Origin of the sequence: Herbaspirillum sp. C7C2, assembly GCF_022627865.1 — a bacterium.
Taxonomy (GTDB): Bacteria; Pseudomonadota; Gammaproteobacteria; order Burkholderiales; family Burkholderiaceae_D; genus Herbaspirillum; species Herbaspirillum frisingense.
Map to the genome: position 1 here is coordinate 192,346 of NZ_JABXGI010000003.1, position 16,661 is coordinate 209,006.

Annotated in this window: 16 protein-coding genes; 11 read left to right on the forward strand and 5 right to left on the reverse strand. The window is 61.5% G+C overall.

The features are described 5' to 3' along the window. Nucleotides 1–279: 279 nt before the first annotated feature. From lpxO to HWE04_RS06875, 7 genes are all read left to right on the forward strand, one after another. Nucleotides 280–1,179, forward strand: coding sequence for a lipid A hydroxylase LpxO (gene lpxO, locus HWE04_RS06845; protein WP_006465312.1), 900 nt, complete (start codon nt 280–282; stop codon nt 1,177–1,179). A 550-nt stretch (nt 1,180–1,729) separates the two neighbouring features. Continuing rightward, the gene (locus HWE04_RS06850; protein WP_006465313.1) at nt 1,730–2,797 is read left to right on the forward strand and encodes a GGDEF domain-containing protein; all 1,068 of its coding nucleotides are present in this window, start codon (nt 1,730–1,732) and stop codon (nt 2,795–2,797) included. A gap of 275 nt (nt 2,798–3,072) precedes the next feature. Next, on the forward strand, nt 3,073–4,143 hold the full coding sequence (locus HWE04_RS06855; RefSeq protein ID WP_077237844.1) for an asparaginase: 1,071 nt from the start codon (nt 3,073–3,075) through the stop codon (nt 4,141–4,143). A gap of 414 nt (nt 4,144–4,557) precedes the next feature. Further along, nucleotides 4,558–5,268 (forward strand): SDR family NAD(P)-dependent oxidoreductase, encoded by a 711-nt coding sequence (locus HWE04_RS06860; protein WP_006465315.1) that lies wholly within the window; start codon nt 4,558–4,560, stop codon nt 5,266–5,268. 116 nt (nt 5,269–5,384) lie between these two features. Beyond that, nucleotides 5,385–5,789, forward strand: a complete 405-nt coding sequence (locus HWE04_RS06865) for a nuclear transport factor 2 family protein (protein WP_241811932.1) — start codon at nt 5,385–5,387, stop codon at nt 5,787–5,789. Nucleotides 5,790–5,794: 5 nt separating this feature from the next. Continuing rightward, on the forward strand, nt 5,795–6,514 hold the full coding sequence (locus HWE04_RS06870) for a carboxymuconolactone decarboxylase family protein (protein ID WP_241811933.1): 720 nt from the start codon (nt 5,795–5,797) through the stop codon (nt 6,512–6,514). A 61-nt stretch (nt 6,515–6,575) separates the two neighbouring features. After that, nucleotides 6,576–7,283, forward strand: coding sequence for an SDR family NAD(P)-dependent oxidoreductase (locus HWE04_RS06875; protein ID WP_241811934.1), 708 nt, complete (start codon nt 6,576–6,578; stop codon nt 7,281–7,283). A 55-nt stretch (nt 7,284–7,338) separates the two neighbouring features. Here HWE04_RS06875 and HWE04_RS06880 read toward each other — a convergent pair whose 3' ends face one another. The 4 genes from HWE04_RS06880 to HWE04_RS06895 all read right to left on the reverse strand — a co-directional run bounded on the left by HWE04_RS06880 (nt 7,339) and on the right by HWE04_RS06895 (nt 11,486). Beyond that, nucleotides 7,339–8,274, reverse strand: a complete 936-nt coding sequence (locus HWE04_RS06880) for a LysR family transcriptional regulator (RefSeq protein WP_274620067.1) — start codon at nt 8,272–8,274, stop codon at nt 7,339–7,341. Nucleotides 8,275–8,438: 164 nt separating this feature from the next. Further along, nucleotides 8,439–8,771, reverse strand: a complete 333-nt coding sequence (locus tag HWE04_RS06885; RefSeq protein ID WP_241811936.1) for a helix-turn-helix domain-containing protein — start codon at nt 8,769–8,771, stop codon at nt 8,439–8,441. Further along, nucleotides 8,755–9,009, reverse strand: a complete 255-nt coding sequence (locus HWE04_RS06890) for a type II toxin-antitoxin system RelE family toxin (protein WP_241811937.1) — start codon at nt 9,007–9,009, stop codon at nt 8,755–8,757. The genes HWE04_RS06885 and HWE04_RS06890 overlap by 17 nt, the downstream gene beginning before the upstream one ends. A 155-nt stretch (nt 9,010–9,164) precedes the next feature. Further along, complete coding sequence (locus HWE04_RS06895; protein WP_102661321.1) at nt 9,165–11,486, reverse strand: FdhF/YdeP family oxidoreductase; 2,322 nt, start codon at nt 11,484–11,486, stop codon at nt 9,165–9,167. Between the two features lie 316 nt (nt 11,487–11,802). On the opposite strand from HWE04_RS06895, the gene HWE04_RS06900 reads away from it, so the two are divergent. From HWE04_RS06900 to HWE04_RS06915, 4 genes are all read left to right on the forward strand, one after another. Then, nucleotides 11,803–12,864, forward strand: coding sequence for an acyl-CoA dehydrogenase (locus HWE04_RS06900; RefSeq protein ID WP_241811938.1), 1,062 nt, complete (start codon nt 11,803–11,805; stop codon nt 12,862–12,864). Continuing rightward, complete coding sequence (locus tag HWE04_RS06905; RefSeq protein ID WP_241811939.1) at nt 12,852–13,646, forward strand: PIG-L deacetylase family protein; 795 nt, start codon at nt 12,852–12,854, stop codon at nt 13,644–13,646. Before HWE04_RS06900 ends, HWE04_RS06905 begins: the two co-directional genes overlap by 13 nt. Then, nucleotides 13,643–14,227 carry a methyltransferase domain-containing protein gene (locus tag HWE04_RS06910; RefSeq protein WP_241811940.1) on the forward strand — a complete coding sequence of 195 codons (585 nt, stop codon included), beginning with the start codon at nt 13,643–13,645 and terminating at the stop codon, nt 14,225–14,227. Before HWE04_RS06905 ends, HWE04_RS06910 begins: the two co-directional genes overlap by 4 nt. 61 nt (nt 14,228–14,288) lie before the next feature. Then, on the forward strand, nt 14,289–15,002 hold the full coding sequence (locus HWE04_RS06915; protein WP_241811941.1) for a glycosyltransferase: 714 nt from the start codon (nt 14,289–14,291) through the stop codon (nt 15,000–15,002). Here HWE04_RS06915 and HWE04_RS06920 read toward each other — a convergent pair. Then, nucleotides 14,966–16,480: a YihY/virulence factor BrkB family protein gene (locus HWE04_RS06920; RefSeq protein WP_241811942.1), complete on the reverse strand. Its 1,515-nt coding sequence runs from the start codon at nt 16,478–16,480 to the stop codon at nt 14,966–14,968. The two genes, HWE04_RS06915 and HWE04_RS06920, sit on opposite strands and share 37 nt — an antisense overlap. Nucleotides 16,481–16,661: the final 181 nt, after the last annotated feature.

Sequence of the window (16,661 nt, forward strand, 5' to 3'; positions counted from 1 at the left end):
GGCGCATCGCCACCCCGGCATGAAGGAACATTCATATATAGCCGCGCGGGGCGCTTACAAATATGAACTTCCCCTTGGTGTAGAATCCCCGCTTGCTCTGCGTCGCTGCGGCTTGGCCGCAGTTTGTGCAGCCTCGGGGATTTCAGCTCATCAGCACGCATCTAGCGCCTTTCGGCTGCCTTTGCCGTTGATCCTTCCCGAATCGGCCCCATCTGGACCAACATCCGTCACTGCATTTTCCTTCACTTGGAAAGGCAGGCAACATCAAAGGACCCTGCAATGAAGTGGGCAATAGTCTTCATCTATATTTTTTCCATCCTGTTCATCCACTTCCGTGGACGCGTGCGCCTGCCCTTCCTGCGCCAGTTCTTCGACCACTCGTCGATCATGTCGCCGATCAATCTCTTCATGTACGCCTTTTCGCGCGTGCCGGCGGTGCCGTACCCCGCGGTGAAGGAGTTCCAGGACCTGGCCCTCATCGACCAGAACTGGGAAGTGATCCGCGACGAGGCCGTGGCCCTGCGTGAAATGGCCAAGATCAAGGCCGCCGAAAAGAATGACGATGCCGGCTTCAACTCCTTCTTCAAGGCCGGCTGGAAGCGTTTCTACCTGAAGTGGTACAACGCCAGCCATCCGTCGGCCGAAAAGTTCTGCCCCAAGACGGTGGAAATCCTCAAGCGCATTCCCAGCGTGAAGGCGGCCATGTTTGCCGAACTGGCCCCGGGCGGCACGCTCAATCCGCACCGTGACCCGTTTGCCGGTTCGCTGCGCTATCACCTGGGCCTGGTCACGCCCAACGACGACCGCTGCTTCATCGAGGTCGACGGCCAGCGCTACAGCTGGCGCGACGGCCAGAGCGTGGTGTTCGACGAGACCTTCATCCACTGGGCACAGAACGGCTCCGAGACGAACCGTATCATCCTCTTCTGCGACGTCGAGCGTCCGCTGCGCTATCGCTGGGCAGAAGCCATCAACGGCTTCCTCGGTCGCACCATGATGACCGCTGCGGCCTCTCCCAACGAAACCGGCGACCAGACCGGACGCGTGAACAAGCTGTTCCGTTTCGTCTGGCTGGCCGGGCAATATCGCCGCCGCTTCAAGAACTGGAACAAGACCGTCTACAAGATCACCAAGTTCGGTCTCATCATCGCAGTGGCGCTGCTGATCATCTATGCCTGAGGCACAGAACGACGGCAGGACAGGCCTGCCAATGCGCAAATGATATAAACGAAATCGCCGGCCATTTGACCGGCGATTTTTTTATCGTGGATTCGCAAAATGTCGACTGCGATTGTCACTTGATGAGAGCTGAGCCGACTAATGCCGAGCTTTGCATCATCCGTCGCAAGCCCGCCTCCCGTATGGCTCCGCAGTGCAGCATGGAGACCTGGTCGAAAAGGAAAAATCAAAAGTCACGCAACCGCCTACGTAAGTAAAAATCAAATACAGCATAAAATTTCCATGCGGAAATGAAACGGTATTTTTCGATGATGAATTGTAGAAACTGCTTCATCCGAGCGCATACCAGCGTGTAAAATCTTTCTGCTTCCGTGCTAGCTTCATGGCGTGATTCTTGCATCCTGGCTGGGCCGCATTCCTCGGGGAGAGGTATTGCGACCGGCTGCTGCCAACACTCGCCTCGTACTCATTGATCGCATGTAAGCGTCCGCTGCCGACCTCGCGGACCAAGCGCAAGCCGAGTACCGACCATACATAGAACAATGGGCTCATGCAGGACATCGACGACGAGATGAAAAAACCGCTGCTCAAGCATCTGGTAGAGATCACGGCCCATCGGGAGCATTCCCGCCTGGCCATCTCGGTCATCTCCGCGCTGTACCAGCTCACCGGCGTGCAAAGCATCCGCATGCTGGAAATCTTCACCATGCGCGACGAGCACTACGTGCAAGAGAAGATGGTCATCCGCGACGGCATCGTCCATACCATTGCGGAGCACACCAACGACGATCCCAAGGAAGCCCTGTCCTCCTATCCGGCCATGATGGCCTGCATCCGCAATCATCTGAACGAATACCAGGAAACCACGTCCGACGGCACGCATGTGCTGTGGCTGCCGGTGTGGCTGCACGGGAAGATGAACTCCTGCCTGGAACTGCGCAGCGAGCACGTGCTGGCACCGGCGACGATGGAAGTGATCCACGGCGTCTTCCACATCTACTGCAATTACCAGAGCCTGCTGGACTACAGCGAGCGCGATGCGCTCACGGGCCTGTTCAACCGCAAGACCTTCGACGAACAATTCACCCGCTACGCCTTCGCCATCGCCCCGCACGAGGCACACTCGATGGAGAAGGACGAGCGTCGCCACGACAGCAACGACGAGCCCAAGGGCCATTGGCTGGCTGTGGTGGACATCGATCACTTCAAGCAGGTCAATGACCGCTACGGCCACCTCTACGGCGACGAAGTGCTGATCCTGGTGGCCAACATCCTGCGCGCCTCGTTCCGCGCGCACGACCGCATCTTCCGCTTCGGCGGCGAGGAATTCGTGATCCTGCTACGCGCCACCACGCTTTCGGACGCCCGCAAGATCTTCGATCGCTTCCGCCAGAACGTGCAGGAATACGATTTCCCGCAGGTGGGCAAGGTCACCGTCAGCCTGGGCTTCGTCAACATCGCCCGCGAGACGCCGGTGGTGATCCTGGGCCATGCCGACCAGGCCCTGTATCACGCCAAGAAAAGTGGCCGCAACCGCATCTGCTATTACCAGGAACTGGTCAATTCGGGCGTGCTGCGTTCCGGCATCACCACCAACGATACGGTGGAATTCTTCTAGGGCCTCACTCGACAACACCCTTGTCAGCCGGCCGCGCAAGCGGCCTTTTTTTCGCCTCGCACCGGCGGCACAGGCAGTCGAAAAGTTCATGCATAGTGCGCATCCGCTCATGTTTTAAAAGCATGAGACAGCACGGCAGCGCTTTCGTATGATCGCCAACGTTCGATGCTCACCGGACGAACTCATCCCGCGATCCGCTTGCAGACAAGCATCAGAAACGAAACAGAAGCGTGATCGCCAGTCGCTACCCCACGCGTACCAGGAGACCTATAAAAATGCAGCAGACACACTTCAAGAAAACCGGCGCCGTCCTGATCCTCTCGCTGGCCTGCGCCTTCGCGGCACAGGCCCAGGACAAGAAGCCCAACGTGGTCGTCATCGGCACCGGCGGCACCATTGCCGGCGCGGGCGCCTCCAGCGTCAACACTGCAGCCTATCAATCGGCCGTGGTGCCGGTGGACAAGATCATTGCAGCCGTCCCGGAGATTTCCAAGATCGCCAATGTGCGCGGCGAGCAGATCTTCCAGATCGGCAGCGAGAGCTTCAATGACGAGCGCCTGATCAAGCTGGGCAAGCGCGTCTCCGAACTGCTGAAGCAGGGCGACGTGGATGGCATCGTCATCACCCACGGCACCGATACCATCGAAGAGACCGCCTACTTCCTGAACCTGGTCCTCAAGAGCGAAAAACCGGTGGTGGTGGTCGGCTCCATGCGTCCGGGCACAGCGCTGGGCGCAGACGGTGCGCTGAACCTGTATGACGCCGTGCTGGTGGCCGGCAGCAAGGAAGCCGCCGGCAAGGGCACGCTGGTGGTGATGAACGATGAAATCCACTCCGGCCGCGACGTCACCAAGAGCAACACCTTCAAGGTCGAGACCTTCCGCTCGCCCTACGGCCCGCTGGGTTACGTGGTGGAAAACAAGCTGAGCTTCTACCGCCTGCCGGCCCGCCCGCACACCACGCAGACCGAGTTCGACATCGACAAGATCAGCAGCCTGCCGCGGGTGGACATCGTCTACAACTACGGCAACGTGAGCCGCACCGCCTATGACGCCTTCGTCGCGGCCGGCGCCAAGGCCATCATCCACGATGGCACCGGCAACGGCAGCGTGGCCGAACAGATCGTGCCGGTCTTGCAGGAAGTGCGCAGCAAGGGCGTCCAGGTGATCCGCGCCTCGCGCACCGGCAGTGGCGTGGTGATCCGTAACGGCGAGCAGCCCGACGACAAGTTCGACTGGGTAGTGACCGACGACCAGAACGCCCAGAAGGCACGCATCCTGGCCGAACTGGCACTGACCAGGACCAACGATCCCAAGGAACTGCAGAAGATCATGTGGAAGTATTGATCTACGGATCTGAAAAGAGTTTGAAGCAGACGCATTGCACTGCCCCGATATTTGAAAACGATATAAATCATTTTTCGATTCAGGATATCAACTGCTTCTGTTGCTCCGGGCCCCGCTTAGGCGGGGCCTTTTTTTCTGGCGCAGTGAAACGAGAATCCGGTCGTCTGTTCCTTGTCGTGGCGATAGAGCGGCTTTTTCCGTTCGCACAAATACGTTGGACAAGACTTGTGCAGACGCTCTTTCGTCAGCTTGCTCTCTCTGGGCGCACCTCTCCCGGCATGGCCGGAGGTGCTTCGAATGCTGTTTTCGCAAAAATGAATTGCCGCGCTGGCGGATTGTTGTCGGGCAGGGGCGCTCCTATCATTCCCCCTGTCGAGTTCGTATCGATCACAACATTTCCTGAAGAGGTAAATCATGAGTGCAGCAAAAAAAGTAGCCATCGTCACCGGCGCATCGCAAGGTATCGGCGCGGAAATCGTCAAGGCGTACCGCAAGCTCGGTTATCGCGTGCTTGCAAGCTCGCGTACGATCAAGCCATCGGATGATGCCGATATCATCACCGTCGCCGGCGATATCGGCGACCGATCGACCGCGCAACGCATCGTATCGGAAGCGGTTGCACGCTTCGGCCGCGTCGATACGCTGGTCAACAACGCCGGCATCTACATCGGCAAGCCATTTACCGAAAACACTGTCGAAGACTACAACGCCATCATGAACGTGAACATGGCGGGCTTTTTCCACATCACCCAGCTGGCCCTGACCGAAATCGAAAAGCAGGAAGGTGGTCACGTCGTCACCGTTACCGGCAGCATCGACAATGGCATGAGCGGCGGCGTGTACACCGGATTGGCCGGCCTGACGAAGGGTGGCCTGAACGCGGCAACGCGGGCGCTCGCCATCGAGTATGCGGAAAAGCGCATCCGCTTCAATGCCGTTGCACCAGGCGTCATCAAGACGCCGATGCACGCGGAAGAAAATCTCAAGTTCTTCGGTAAATATCATCCGCTGGGGCGCATTGGCGAAGCCGGTGAAGTCGCAAGCGCTATCACCTTCCTCGAGACCGCCGAGTTCATCACCGGGGAAATCATCCACGTGGACGGCGGCCAGCATGCCGGCCGGTAAGCGGCCATCCGGATGAAGGGCCCGCGCCATGCGCGTGGCTCGATGCCACTCCGCTGGACAGCCAGATATTTCTCATGGTGGATGGCAATCCCCATGTTCTACAAGGAATCTATCAAATGCACACCACACACGTAGCCGACTACTTCAAGGCCCTGGCCAACAAGGATACGAATGGAATCATTCCGCACTTGTCAGAAGACATCGTCTTGCATGGACCGATCTTCCCCGACCCTACGGTCGGAAAAGAGGCTGTAATCCAGATCCTGGGCGGGTTTCTGGCGACCATCGACTCGCTTGAAGTTAATCTGAGCTTCGCCTCGGATCGTGATGTCGCCGTATTTTTCAGCTTTACGTGCAATGACATTACCGTGAAGGGAAATGAACATCTCCACCTTGATGAGAACGGCCTTATCGATCATATCGAGGTAGCATGGCGCCCCCTTCCCGATGCCGTGCTGATTCAGGAGATCTTCGCCAGCAAGCTGGGCTTCCAGGCCATGCGTCTCGTTCCGGCAATCTGAACATCATGGTCAACGCAAGCCTGCTGTCAAACGACGCCCCATTAAGCAGTGCAGAGGATGTTTCGCCTTCGTTCGAACGTTATACGAAAGAGGTCTTGCTGGGCGATCTATGGCAACGTTCTCCGTTGTCGGTGCGTGACCGCAGCATCATCACCCTGTCGGTATTAATTGCGCGCAACCAGAGCGCTCAAATGCCGCACTACCTGAACGTTGCGCTTGATCACGGCGTGACCCCAGCCGAAGTCTCTGGAATGGTGGCACATCTTGCGTTTTATTCCGGCTGGGCAAATGCAGTGGCTGCGATCGACGTGGTGCGCGCTGTTTTCGATCTACGCGGGCTGGATACCGCCCAGCTTCGGCCGATCAATGCCAGACCACATCCCATCGATGATATGGTCGAAGAGCGGCGCCATGCCGTGGTCATGCGCAAGTTTGGCCAGGTCGCCCCAGGCCTGGTGCAGCTCACCAGAGACATCCTGTTTCAAGACGTATGGCGCAGCCCTGAGCTATCGCTGCGGGACCGTTGCCTGATCACCATTTGCTCGGTCATTGCAACCGCGCAGACAGCGCAACTCGCCTTTTATGTCAATCGAGCGATGGATCAGGGAGTGACGCGGGCTGAGCTGTCGGAGCTCTTGACGCATGTTGCTTTCTATTCGGGTTGGTCGAGTGCATACACAGCGCTTGCCGTAGTAAAGGATGTCTTTGAGAGCCGGCCGGATTGACGGCGCTCATCAAGACCAATTGCATTGGTTAATCGCTTTCCACTCACTCGAGGTACAGATCATGAAGTCAACACAAAAGGTAGCCATCGTTACCGGCGCATCCCAAGGCATCGGTGCCGAAATCGTCAAGGCGTATCGCAAGCTCGGTTATCGCGTGCTTGCAAGCTCGCGCACCATCAAGCCGTCAGACGACGCCGACATCGTCACCGTCGCCGGCGATATCGGTGACCGCTCAACGGCAGAGCGCGTCGTATCAGAAGCGCTTGCTCGCTTCGGTCGCATCGATACGCTGGTCAACAATGCCGGCATCTACATCGGCAAGCCATTCACGGAGAACACGGTGGAAGACTACAACGCCATCATGAACGTGAACATGGCGGGCTTTTTCCACATCACGCAGCTGTCGTTGAGCGAGATCGAAAAGCAGGAAGGCGGTCACGTCGTCACCGTTACCGGCAGTATCGACAACGGCATCAAAGGGGCCTACTCCGGATTGGCGGCACTGACCAAAGGCGGTCTCAACGCGGCAACACGGGTGTTGGCGATCGAGTATGCGGAAAAGCGCATTCGCTTCAATGCGGTTGCACCCGGCGCCACCAGAACGCCGATGCAAGCAGGGAAAGATCACGCCATGCTAGGCAAGTTTCATCCGCTGGGCCGCATCGGCGAAGCCGGCGAAATTGCCGATGCGATTACGTTTCTGGAGTTGGCGACTTTCGTCACCGGCGAAGTTCTGCATGTAGATGGCGGTCGACACGCAGGTCGTTGAGCCGCTGGAGGGCGTGGTCGCGCATCGACCGCAAGATCTGCAATCGCTGCAATGCCTAGCCGAAGGGGAAAACGCGGTCCCAATAAGGCGGCGACCCGATTGCTTCAACGAGGAAGGCCGATACCTCGCGTACCTTTTGCGATCGTAGTCGGTTTTCCGGCGAGAGAATCTGGATGTAGTGGGGGTCGGCATAGGCCGATATCTCCCAATCTGGAAGCAAAACCACCAGTCGTCCTTCCGTGAAACTGGCCGGCGAATAAAGCCATGTCGGCATCAGCACGATTCCGCGTCCCGCGAGTGCGGCATTGATCAGCACCTCGGAATTGTTGCTTCGTAACGGACCACCCACGACCAATGGCTCGAATGCTTCGCTGGATGAGCGCCTGAAGTGCCATCGCTGCGGTTCCCGCAGGCCTTTGTATAGCAGGCAATTGTGCTGCAGAAGGTCTTCCGGAGTTTCGGGGATACCGCGCGCCTCCAGATACTCCGGGCTTGCGGCGAGCACGTAGCGCAGGGCGCACACGCTCTTTCCGATCAAACCGGAATCGACAAGTCGTCCAACACGGATGGTGACGTCCGCGCCTTCCAGCACCGGATCGATGAAGGTATTGGTCAGAGTCAGTTCGACCAACAAATCCGGATACCTGGTTTGCAACTGGTTGACCAGGTGACAGACATGAAGTCTGCCCAGCGAATCGGGCGCATTGATCTTCAGCAGCCCGCGGATACCTTTATTCTTGTCCTCGAACTGGTCGGACGCGGAATCAAGAAGTTCTACGGCCTGTCGAACGTTCGAATAGTACCGTTGCCCCTGCTCGGTTAGGCGCACCGCGCGTGTGCTACGGTAAAAAAGCTGCTGCCCGAGTTCTGTTTCCAGTGATGAGATCGCACGAGAGACCGACGATGCTGGCACCTCAAAATGACGTGCCGTTGCCAGGAAACTGCCGGTCGTGGCGACCATCATGAAATATCGTAATGTCTGGACGTGCATACCTGACCTTGTGGCTAATTCCCGGATTTTACCCTTCCCTGGCAGGCGTATGAGCGCCACCCTCGCAGGACGAGCATGGGCGCCCGGCACCGGCCAGCTCGAACAACGGAGGGACGGAATTTAACGCACTCTCGCAAGCTTTCGATTGCTGGACGAACCCGACCTCAGAAGTCCAGCTGCTCGACGCTGACACCCAATGCCACGGCAATCTTTTCCAAAGAACTCGGACGTAGCCTGATGCTGCTCTCCTGCTGCGCATAGGCCGACTGTGAAATACCGAGACGGTCAGCCACTTCGTGCTGCGTCAGCTTCAGATGTTCGCGCCAGCTGCGGATGGGCGTCCATTGATGCTCCACCATCATCGCCACCACTTCATGTGGAACATACTGCTCATCCTGGGACGGATGCTCCTTGAGGTAGTCGGCATAAGGAATGACGACGAAGGCCGGCTTTCCGTCCTGCCCGTGGATGATCTGGATGTTAGTAGGTGCGTTCATCGCGCTTGCTCACTTCCTCAATGGAAACAATACGGACATTTCCGTCAAAGTTGAAGAAAATCCGATAGTGGCCAACCCGAAGTCGATATTGCGAACGGTGGCGAGTCAGCGCCTTCACCTGCTGGCAATAAGGCATCAGTGCCAAACCTGCGGCGGCATCCTTGATCCTCACCTGATCGGGTCGGTTGATTTTCAGGAGCTGCTTGATCGCCCGTGGATGCCACTGAATCGAGTTCATGCGTTTTTATTATAAGTCCAATTATTAGTAAATTCAGAATTTATTAGACTTGGACTTATTTCCAGAGCCGAAGGCGCAGCTTGCCTGCTTCTCTCGCTCCCCGCCAGCACATCCCTCGATCAACCGGACTGGTCTCGAATAATGTCGCGGGGCAGCTAGGACAACACCGGCTCACTCACCTCTGCAATCAAGCGCACCGGAATCGACTTGGCCGCCGGCACCTTGCTGCCGCGCGCATGGTGGAACAGCGGAATGAGGCGGTTCAGTTCGGGGAAGTAACCCATCACGCAGCCGACGGGAATATCGAAAGGCTCCACCCGCAGGTGATCCACGCGACGCTCCACGCCGTCGTCGGAGACCGTCTCGGCCGTGACGAAATCACCCGGCACCAGGCCCTGGGCCTGCATGTCGCGCAGGTTCAGCAACAGCACGCGGCGAGTCCCCCATACACCACGGAAGCGATCATCCAGCGAATAGACGGTGGTGTTGAACTGGCTGTCGCCACGGGTGGTCATCAGACGCAGTACGCCAGGGGCATCGGCGGGCATGTCGGGGTCGGGCTCGAAGCTGTCGAAGGTCTTGAAGTTGGCGCGGCCGTTGGGCGTCTTCCATTGCCGTTCACGCGCCGCCAGCGGGCGCGGGAAACCGCCTGGGGTCCACATGCGGCCGTTGAAGTCGCGGAAGATGTCGGGATAGGTGGCTTCGATGGCGTCGCGGATGCGGGCATAGTCGCCCACCCAGCCGTCCCAGTCCACCTGCGGGTTGAAGGGCAATAGCCGCTTGGCCAGCTCGGCAATGATGGCCGGTTCCGAAAGCAGATGCGGCGAGGCCGGTTCGACGCGCCCGCGTGAACCGTGCATGCAGCCGGTGCTGTCTTCCACCGCCACGGCCTGCTCACCGCCGCGCTGGCGGTCGATCTCGATGCGGCCCAGGCAGGGCAGCAGGTAGGCCGTCTTGCCGTGGATCACGCAGGAGCGGTTGAAGTGCGTCACCACTTGTACGGTCAGGGGGAGGTTGCGCCAGGCCGGCTCCATGACGCCATGGTCGGGGATGGCGCGCACGAAATTACCACCCAGCATGAAGAAGGCCGACAGCTCGCCATCGCGGATCTTCTCGCAGGCTTCGACCGTGTTGAGCCCCTTCTCCATCGGGGGTTCGAAGTGATACAGCGCGCGCAATTTGTCATTGGGGACCATCTCCGGTTTTTCCGTGATGCCGACGGTGCGCTGCCCCTGCACGTTGGAGTGGCCACGGATCGGGCAGATGCCGGCGCCGGGCTTGCCGATGTTGCCGCGCATGAGCAAGAGATTGGTCAGCATGTGGATGGTGCGCACCGCTTCCCGGTGCTGGGTCACGCCCATGCCATACATGAGCATGGCCCGCCCGGCGCCGGCATAGGTGTCGGCGGCCAGTTCCAGTTCGGCGCGCGACACACCGGCATGCCGCTCGATCTCGCTCCACGAGGCAGCCCGGGCGGCGGCTGCGAATTCGTCGAAGCCACTGGTGTGCTCATCGATGAATGCCTGGTCCAGGAGGCGCGGCAAACCTTCGGCCTGGGCCCGGTCATCGCGCTCCAGGATGCGCTTGGCCATGCCCACCACGGCCGCCGTATCGCCACCTATGCGGATCTGCACGTATTGCGAACTGATGTCGGTATGCGCGGGCGTGATCATTTCCTTGGGCGATTGCGGATTGACGAAGCGCTCCAGACCGCGCTCGCGCAAGGGGTTGAAGGTGATCACGGGGACCCCGCGCTTGCGCACCTCTTCCAGCGGATGCAGCATGCGCGGGGCGTTGGTGCCGGTGTTGTGGCCAAAGAAGAGGATGCAGTCGGTGTGCTCGAAGTCTTCCAGCCTGACGGTACCGACCGGCACGCCGATGGTCTGCGGCAAGGCCACGGAAGTGGATTCGTGGCACATGTTGGAGCTGTCGGGCAGGTTGTTGCAGCCATACATGCGGGCCATCAACTGGTACAGGTAGGAGGTCTCCAGCGACGCCCGGCCGGAGGCATAGAACACCACCTTCTTCGGATCCATCGCGCGCAGCCGGGCGGCGATGTCGTCGAATGCCTCTGACCAGGTGACGGGCAGATAGCGGTCACTGGCCGGGTCGTATTTCATGGGCTCGGTGACGCGGCCGGTGGATTCGAGTTCGAGGTCGTTCCAGCTTTCCATCTCGCTCACCGTGTGGCTTGCGAAGAACGCCGGGGTGGCGCGCTTGCCGGTGATTTCCCAGGCGGTGGCCTTGGCGCCGTTCTCGCAGAACTCGAACAGGTGCGGGTCGGCCGGCTTGGCCCAGGAACAGCTGACGCAGGCGAAGCCGTCGGGCTTGTTCTGCTTCATCAGGATGCGGGTGCCGGTGGCGATCACATGTTCCTGCTGCAGGATGGCGCCCAGTGCCTTGACCGAGCCCCAACCACCGGCGGCATTGTTGTATTCATCGAATCTGGCGTCTTCGGGAATGTCCTTGGTTTTCATATCGTCTCTCTGAGCGTTGCGTGCGACAGCGGCCTTCGCACGGGTGCTGGCACGGGTGTCTGTTGCGCTGGCTTGCATGGGTGCTGCGTGGATAGCAGCAATGATGGAATTTGCCGGCCGGTTTGGCTGTAGGTGATGCACGGATTTACAGCGCGCACGATTCCTACAGAAACGGTCCGATCCTGGCCGGGCCTAATGAAGTCCTACGACAAACACAGCTGCACGCCGACATCGGGCCTCCGCAGCGCCGCGCATACTCGGTATCGTTGCGGCCCGTCCCGGGCTGCCTGAATCCCCTGAACCTGGCCCGGTCATCATGAATCGCCCTGCCCTCGCTGATCTGCCCGATTGCCCTTCCCTGCCGGCGCAGCTGGAACAATTCATCGCGCCCGCCCTGGCTGCTTGTGCGCACGAACAAGTGGCCACGCTGGATGCGCGGCTGCTGCGCCAGCTGGTGACGGCGGGGCTGGATCGCCTCCCCCTGCCCGGCCACGGTGAAACGCTGGCGCGCTGGCAGGCATTGGCAGCGGTGGCCGCGCATGATCTGTCGCTGGCCAAGCTCTACGAAGCCCATACCGATGCGCTGGCCATCCTGGCTGAAGCCGGACACGCGCGCCCGGCTCGTTCCATCTGGGGCGTCTGGTGCGCCCAGGGCCGTCCCGGCAGCCTTGGCATGCGCACACCGGCAGCGGAAGAGCATGTCCTGCTGGACGGAGAAAAGCCCTGGTGCTCCGGCGCCGCCTCGGTCACGCACGCGCTGCTGAGCCATCGCGACGACGCCGGTCAGACCTGGCTGCTGGCGCTGGAACTGGGGCAGCGCGGGGTCGAGATCATCGAGGACGACTGGGCGGCCGTGGGCATGTCCGCCACGCGCACCGCTCGCCTGCGTCTGCACAATGCCAGCGCCCAACGGGTGGGCGGGCCCGGTTTCTATCTGGACCGCCCCGGCTTCTGGCAGGGGGGCATCGGCATTGCGGCCTGCTGGCATGGTGCGGCGGCGGCGTTGGTGGCGCTGCTGCGCGAGCAACTGGCGCAACGTGCCGACCCACATGCCCTGGCACGCCTGGGCAGTGCCGAATGCGCGCTGTCCACCTCGGCAGCCACGCTGCGCGAAAGCGCGGCGCGCATCGATGCCTTCCCGGGCGAGAACGCCATGCGTCATGCCTTGCGGTCCCGCCTCATCGTCGAACGCGCCTGCACGCAGATCATCAGCGACCTGGGCGCTGCGCTGGGCCCCCATCCTTATTGTGGCCAGCGGCGCAGTGCGCGCCTGCTGGCCGACCTGCCTGTGTGGCTGCGCCAGAGCCATGCCGAACGCGACCTGGCCGCCCTGGCCACATCCTGCCTGCAAGAGGAGTCCGCCCCATGCTTATTGTGAATACCCCTGCGCCCGTACGGCGCGGCGCCGCCGCACACCACGCACGCCATATCGATGTCGTCCACGGCACTGCCGAAGAGGTCTGGCAATCCTGCCAGCGTCTGCATGCGCTGCCCGAGATCGAACTGTGCAAGCTGGTGCCACCCCGCTCACGGGCGGTGATCCTGGCGCCGCATCCGGATGATGAAACGCTGGGCTGCGGCGGTCTGATCGCGCAGCTGGCGGGCATGATGCGGGAAATCGCGGTGGTGGCCGTCAGCGATGGTGAGCGCAGCCATCCCGTTTCATCCCCCCTGGCGCAGCGGCTGCCTCTGCTGCGGCCGGCCGAGAGCATGGCCGCGCTGGAATGTCTGGGCGCGGGGCAGGCCCAGATCCTGCGCGCCCGCATCCCGGACGGCCAGATCCGCCAGCACCGGCTGGAATTGAAAGCCTGGCTGATCGCGCAGCTGCGCCACACGGATATCGTCTTTGCCCCGTGGCGCCTGGACGGCCATCCCGACCATGAGACGGTGGGCGAGATCGCCGCCGAGCTGGAACATGAACTGGGCTGCAAGCTGGTCGAAGTGCCGATCTGGGGCTGGCACTGGGCGCAGCCGCTGTCGGGCGACTTCCCCTGGGGCCGGGCACACAAGCTGGGCTTCGATGCCGACACCGCCCTGCGCAAGCGCCGCGCCCTGCGTTGCTACCACAGCCAGATCGGTCGCGATGGCGAGCGCGATCCGGTGCTGCCGGCCGGCGTGCTGGCGCACTTCGTGCGTCCCTACGAGGTGTTCTTCCTATGAGGAGCGGCGACAGCGGACACTTCGACCAGTTGTATGCGGCCAGTACCGATCCCTGGAACACCAGGACCAGCTGGTACGAGCAACGCAAGCGCGCCATCGTCGCAGCGATGCTGCCGCGCCAGCACTGCACGGCCATCTTCGAGCCAGGTTGCGGCAGTGGCGAACTGACCTTGCAGTTGGCCGAACGTTGCGGGCATCTGGTGGCGTCCGACTTCTGTGAAGATGCGGTGCGCATCACCCGCGACAAGACGGCGCATCTGCCGCATGTCCACGTGCGTCGGCAAGCCTTGCCCGAGCAATGGCCGGCACCGGCGCAGGACATGCCGGAGTTCGAGCTGATCCTGTTTTCCGAGCTCTGCTATTACTTCGATGCGCCGCAGATGGCCGAGATCTCCACGCTCGCCGCGGGCAGCCTGGCACCCGGCGGCCATCTGCTGGCCTGCCACTGGAAGAAGGATTTCGATGACCGGCTGCTCGCCACCCGTCCCATGCACCAGTTGATCGACGCCCATGCGCGGCTCAAACGCCAGGCCTGCTATGAAGACGAGGACATCCTGGTCGACCTGTGGCGCAAGACCTGAATCCGTCCGACGCATTGATCTCATTGATCGGACGGTAAAACAACGAGGAGAGGAGCACGTCATGATAGGCATCGTCATTCCCGCCCACGATGAAGAAGCCCTGCTGGAGCCCTGCCTGCAAGCGGTGCGCGAGGCCGCCGCGCATGGTGATCTGCGGGGCGAGGAAGTGCGCATCGTGGTGGTGCTGGATGCCTGCAGCGATGGCTCCGAGAGCATTGCCCGCCGCCACCCGGTGAGCGTGCTGCCGATACAGGCGCGCAAGGTCGGCGTGGCACGCGCGCTGGGTGCCGATCAACTGCTGGCCCAGGGAGCACGCTGGCTGGCCTTTACCGATGCGGACACGCAAGTTGCCCCGGACTGGCTGGTGGCGCAGCTGGGGCTACAGGCCGATGCCGTCTGCGGCACCGTGATGCCCGATGACTGGCGCGGCCATCCGCCGGAGGTGCGGCACCGCTTCGCCCGTGACTATCTGGATCGCGATGATCATCGCCACATCCACGGTGCCAACTTCGGCGTCTGTGCGCGGGCCTATCGCCAGGCGGGCGGCTTCCCGCCTTTGTCCTGCCATGAAGATGTCGCGCTGGTCCAGGCACTGCAGGCCATGGGTGCCCATATCGCCTGGAGTGCGCGTCCCCGTGTGAGCACCAGCACCCGGCCGCAGAGCAAGGCCCGTGGCGGTTTCGGCGACACCTTGCGCCAGTGGGCCGTGGAAGAATGTCCGGCACTGGCGCTGTCTCCTCAGCGCGGCTTGTCGTTGCCGCGCACCACCTGCTGAGCCTGTTCCAGGCTCACATGATGATCTTCGATGGTACTGACCAGCTTTTGGCGGCGCGCACGTGAGCCGAAATTGTTGGCATAGATCCAGGTGAACTCGGCGCCCAGCAGGAAGATCTGCGCCGAGTAGTAGATCCACAGCAGCAGCAGCGCAAACGAACCGGCCGCACCGAAGCCGGAGGTCATGCCGGTGCTGCCCAGGTACAGGCCGATCAGGTATTTGCCGATGATGAAGAGCACCGTGGTGGCGACCGCGCCGATCCAGACATCGCGCCAGGACAAGGTCACCCGCGGCATGAACTTGTAGATCATCGAAAAGAGCGTGGAGAACACCACGAAGGACAGCACGAAGTTCAGCAATTGCAGCATCAGTTGCCAGCCCTCGAACCAGCCGCCCCACCAGCGCCCCAGTGCTGCCAGCGCAGCACTGACCACCAGCGAGATGATCAGCAGGAAGCCCAGCCCCAGGATCAGCCCGAACGACAGCAGACGGGTGCGGGCCAATTGCCATACCCCGCTCTTGCGCTTGACGGCCGGGATGCGCCAGATACGGTCCAGCGCGCTCTGCAATTCCGAAAACACCGCCGTGGCACCGATGACCAGAGTCACCACCGAAATGCCGGCAGCGATCATGCCCTCGCGGGGCTGGCTGACCGACTTGAGCAAGCCCTGGATGGCAAAAGCCCCTTCGGTGCCGACGATATCGCGGATCTGGTTGACGATCTCGCCTTGCGCCGCATCGTGACCGAACAGCATGCCGGCCACGGCGATGGCGATCACCAGCATGGGGGCAATGGAAAAGATGGTGTAGTAGGCGATCGCCGCCCCCATGCTGGGGGCGAAGTCATCCAGCCACGCATTGATGGCGGCCACCGTCATCTGCCAGGCCTGCTGGGGCCGCGTGCCGCCCTTGATCATCTTGACCTCGGCGGCCGGGTCCAGATAGTCCGACGGCGCCGGTTCCAGACGTGCCTTGACGATGTCCATGCGGGCTGGCGCATCCGGCGGCAAGGCCTCGTCCGCCTTGGCCTTGGCCTTGGCTTGGGCCCTGGCCACGCTGGCGCGCGCCGACCCCTTGCGCCAGGCGGCGATCAATGGCGTAGCCAGGGTCATCAGGCGCAAGGCCTGCTCCAGGCCTTGCGGAATGGCGTCATGAGCAGCGTGCGCGCCAGTGGCACGCCGCGTGGTCGCGGCCGGCTGCGGGCGGGGCGTTGCATGCGTTGGCGTTGGTGTCACCGACGTGCGGCGCTGGCGCCGCTTGCGGCCCAGCCAGATACCCAGGCCGGCACTCAGCAACGCACCGGCGATGACGCCGCCGGTGGCGCCGGCCGCTGGGCTCTGCCTGCCAGAACCAACGGCGCGCGTTGCCCCATCGGCGTGCTGGCTGGCATCGCTGGAGGGCATCGCATCAGGGGAATCGTCAGCGGGAGCGGCGGCAGCATGGCGGGCCGGATGCAATGGGGCGGGAGAGCTGCTCATGGGGACCTCGGCTGGGCATATTGTTATGCCATTGTGACCGATGCGCGTGAAGTAATGTTCCTTCGCCTTATCGGCCCGTCCGGCCTTGTAGGAAGCCGCTGTCGGCGTGCCGGCAGGCGACGCGAAAACAGGGCGCATGGTATAAAGACAGTCTTTCGTGCAGCGGCCACTGCCCTCGTCG

Bases quoted from the DNA above. Each gene is read 5' to 3' on its own strand.
- HWE04_RS06915 (WP_241811941.1), top strand. From the start codon at position 14,289: ATGATAGGCATCGTCATTCCCGCCCACGATGAAGAAGCCCTGCTGGAG.
- HWE04_RS06900 (WP_241811938.1), top strand. From the start codon at position 11,803: ATGAATCGCCCTGCCCTCGCTGATCTGCCCGATTGCCCTTCCCTGCCG.
- HWE04_RS06890 (WP_241811937.1), bottom strand. From the start codon at position 9,009: ATGAACTCGATTCAGTGGCATCCACGGGCGATCAAGCAGCTCCTGAAA.
- HWE04_RS06905 (WP_241811939.1), top strand. From the start codon at position 12,852: ATGCTTATTGTGAATACCCCTGCGCCCGTACGGCGCGGCGCCGCCGCA.
- HWE04_RS06895 (WP_102661321.1), bottom strand. From the start codon at position 11,486: ATGAAAACCAAGGACATTCCCGAAGACGCCAGATTCGATGAATACAAC.
- HWE04_RS06850 (WP_006465313.1), top strand. From the start codon at position 1,730: ATGCAGGACATCGACGACGAGATGAAAAAACCGCTGCTCAAGCATCTG.
- HWE04_RS06880 (WP_274620067.1), bottom strand. From the start codon at position 8,274: ATGCACGTCCAGACATTACGATATTTCATGATGGTCGCCACGACCGGC.
- HWE04_RS06860 (WP_006465315.1), top strand. From the start codon at position 4,558: ATGAGTGCAGCAAAAAAAGTAGCCATCGTCACCGGCGCATCGCAAGGT.
- HWE04_RS06855 (WP_077237844.1), top strand. From the start codon at position 3,073: ATGCAGCAGACACACTTCAAGAAAACCGGCGCCGTCCTGATCCTCTCG.
- HWE04_RS06875 (WP_241811934.1), top strand. From the start codon at position 6,576: ATGAAGTCAACACAAAAGGTAGCCATCGTTACCGGCGCATCCCAAGGC.
- HWE04_RS06865 (WP_241811932.1), top strand. From the start codon at position 5,385: ATGCACACCACACACGTAGCCGACTACTTCAAGGCCCTGGCCAACAAG.
- HWE04_RS06885 (WP_241811936.1), bottom strand. From the start codon at position 8,771: ATGAACGCACCTACTAACATCCAGATCATCCACGGGCAGGACGGAAAG.
- lpxO (WP_006465312.1), top strand. From the start codon at position 280: ATGAAGTGGGCAATAGTCTTCATCTATATTTTTTCCATCCTGTTCATC.
- HWE04_RS06920 (WP_241811942.1), bottom strand. From the start codon at position 16,480: ATGAGCAGCTCTCCCGCCCCATTGCATCCGGCCCGCCATGCTGCCGCC.
- HWE04_RS06910 (WP_241811940.1), top strand. From the start codon at position 13,643: ATGAGGAGCGGCGACAGCGGACACTTCGACCAGTTGTATGCGGCCAGT.
- HWE04_RS06870 (WP_241811933.1), top strand. From the start codon at position 5,795: ATGGTCAACGCAAGCCTGCTGTCAAACGACGCCCCATTAAGCAGTGCA.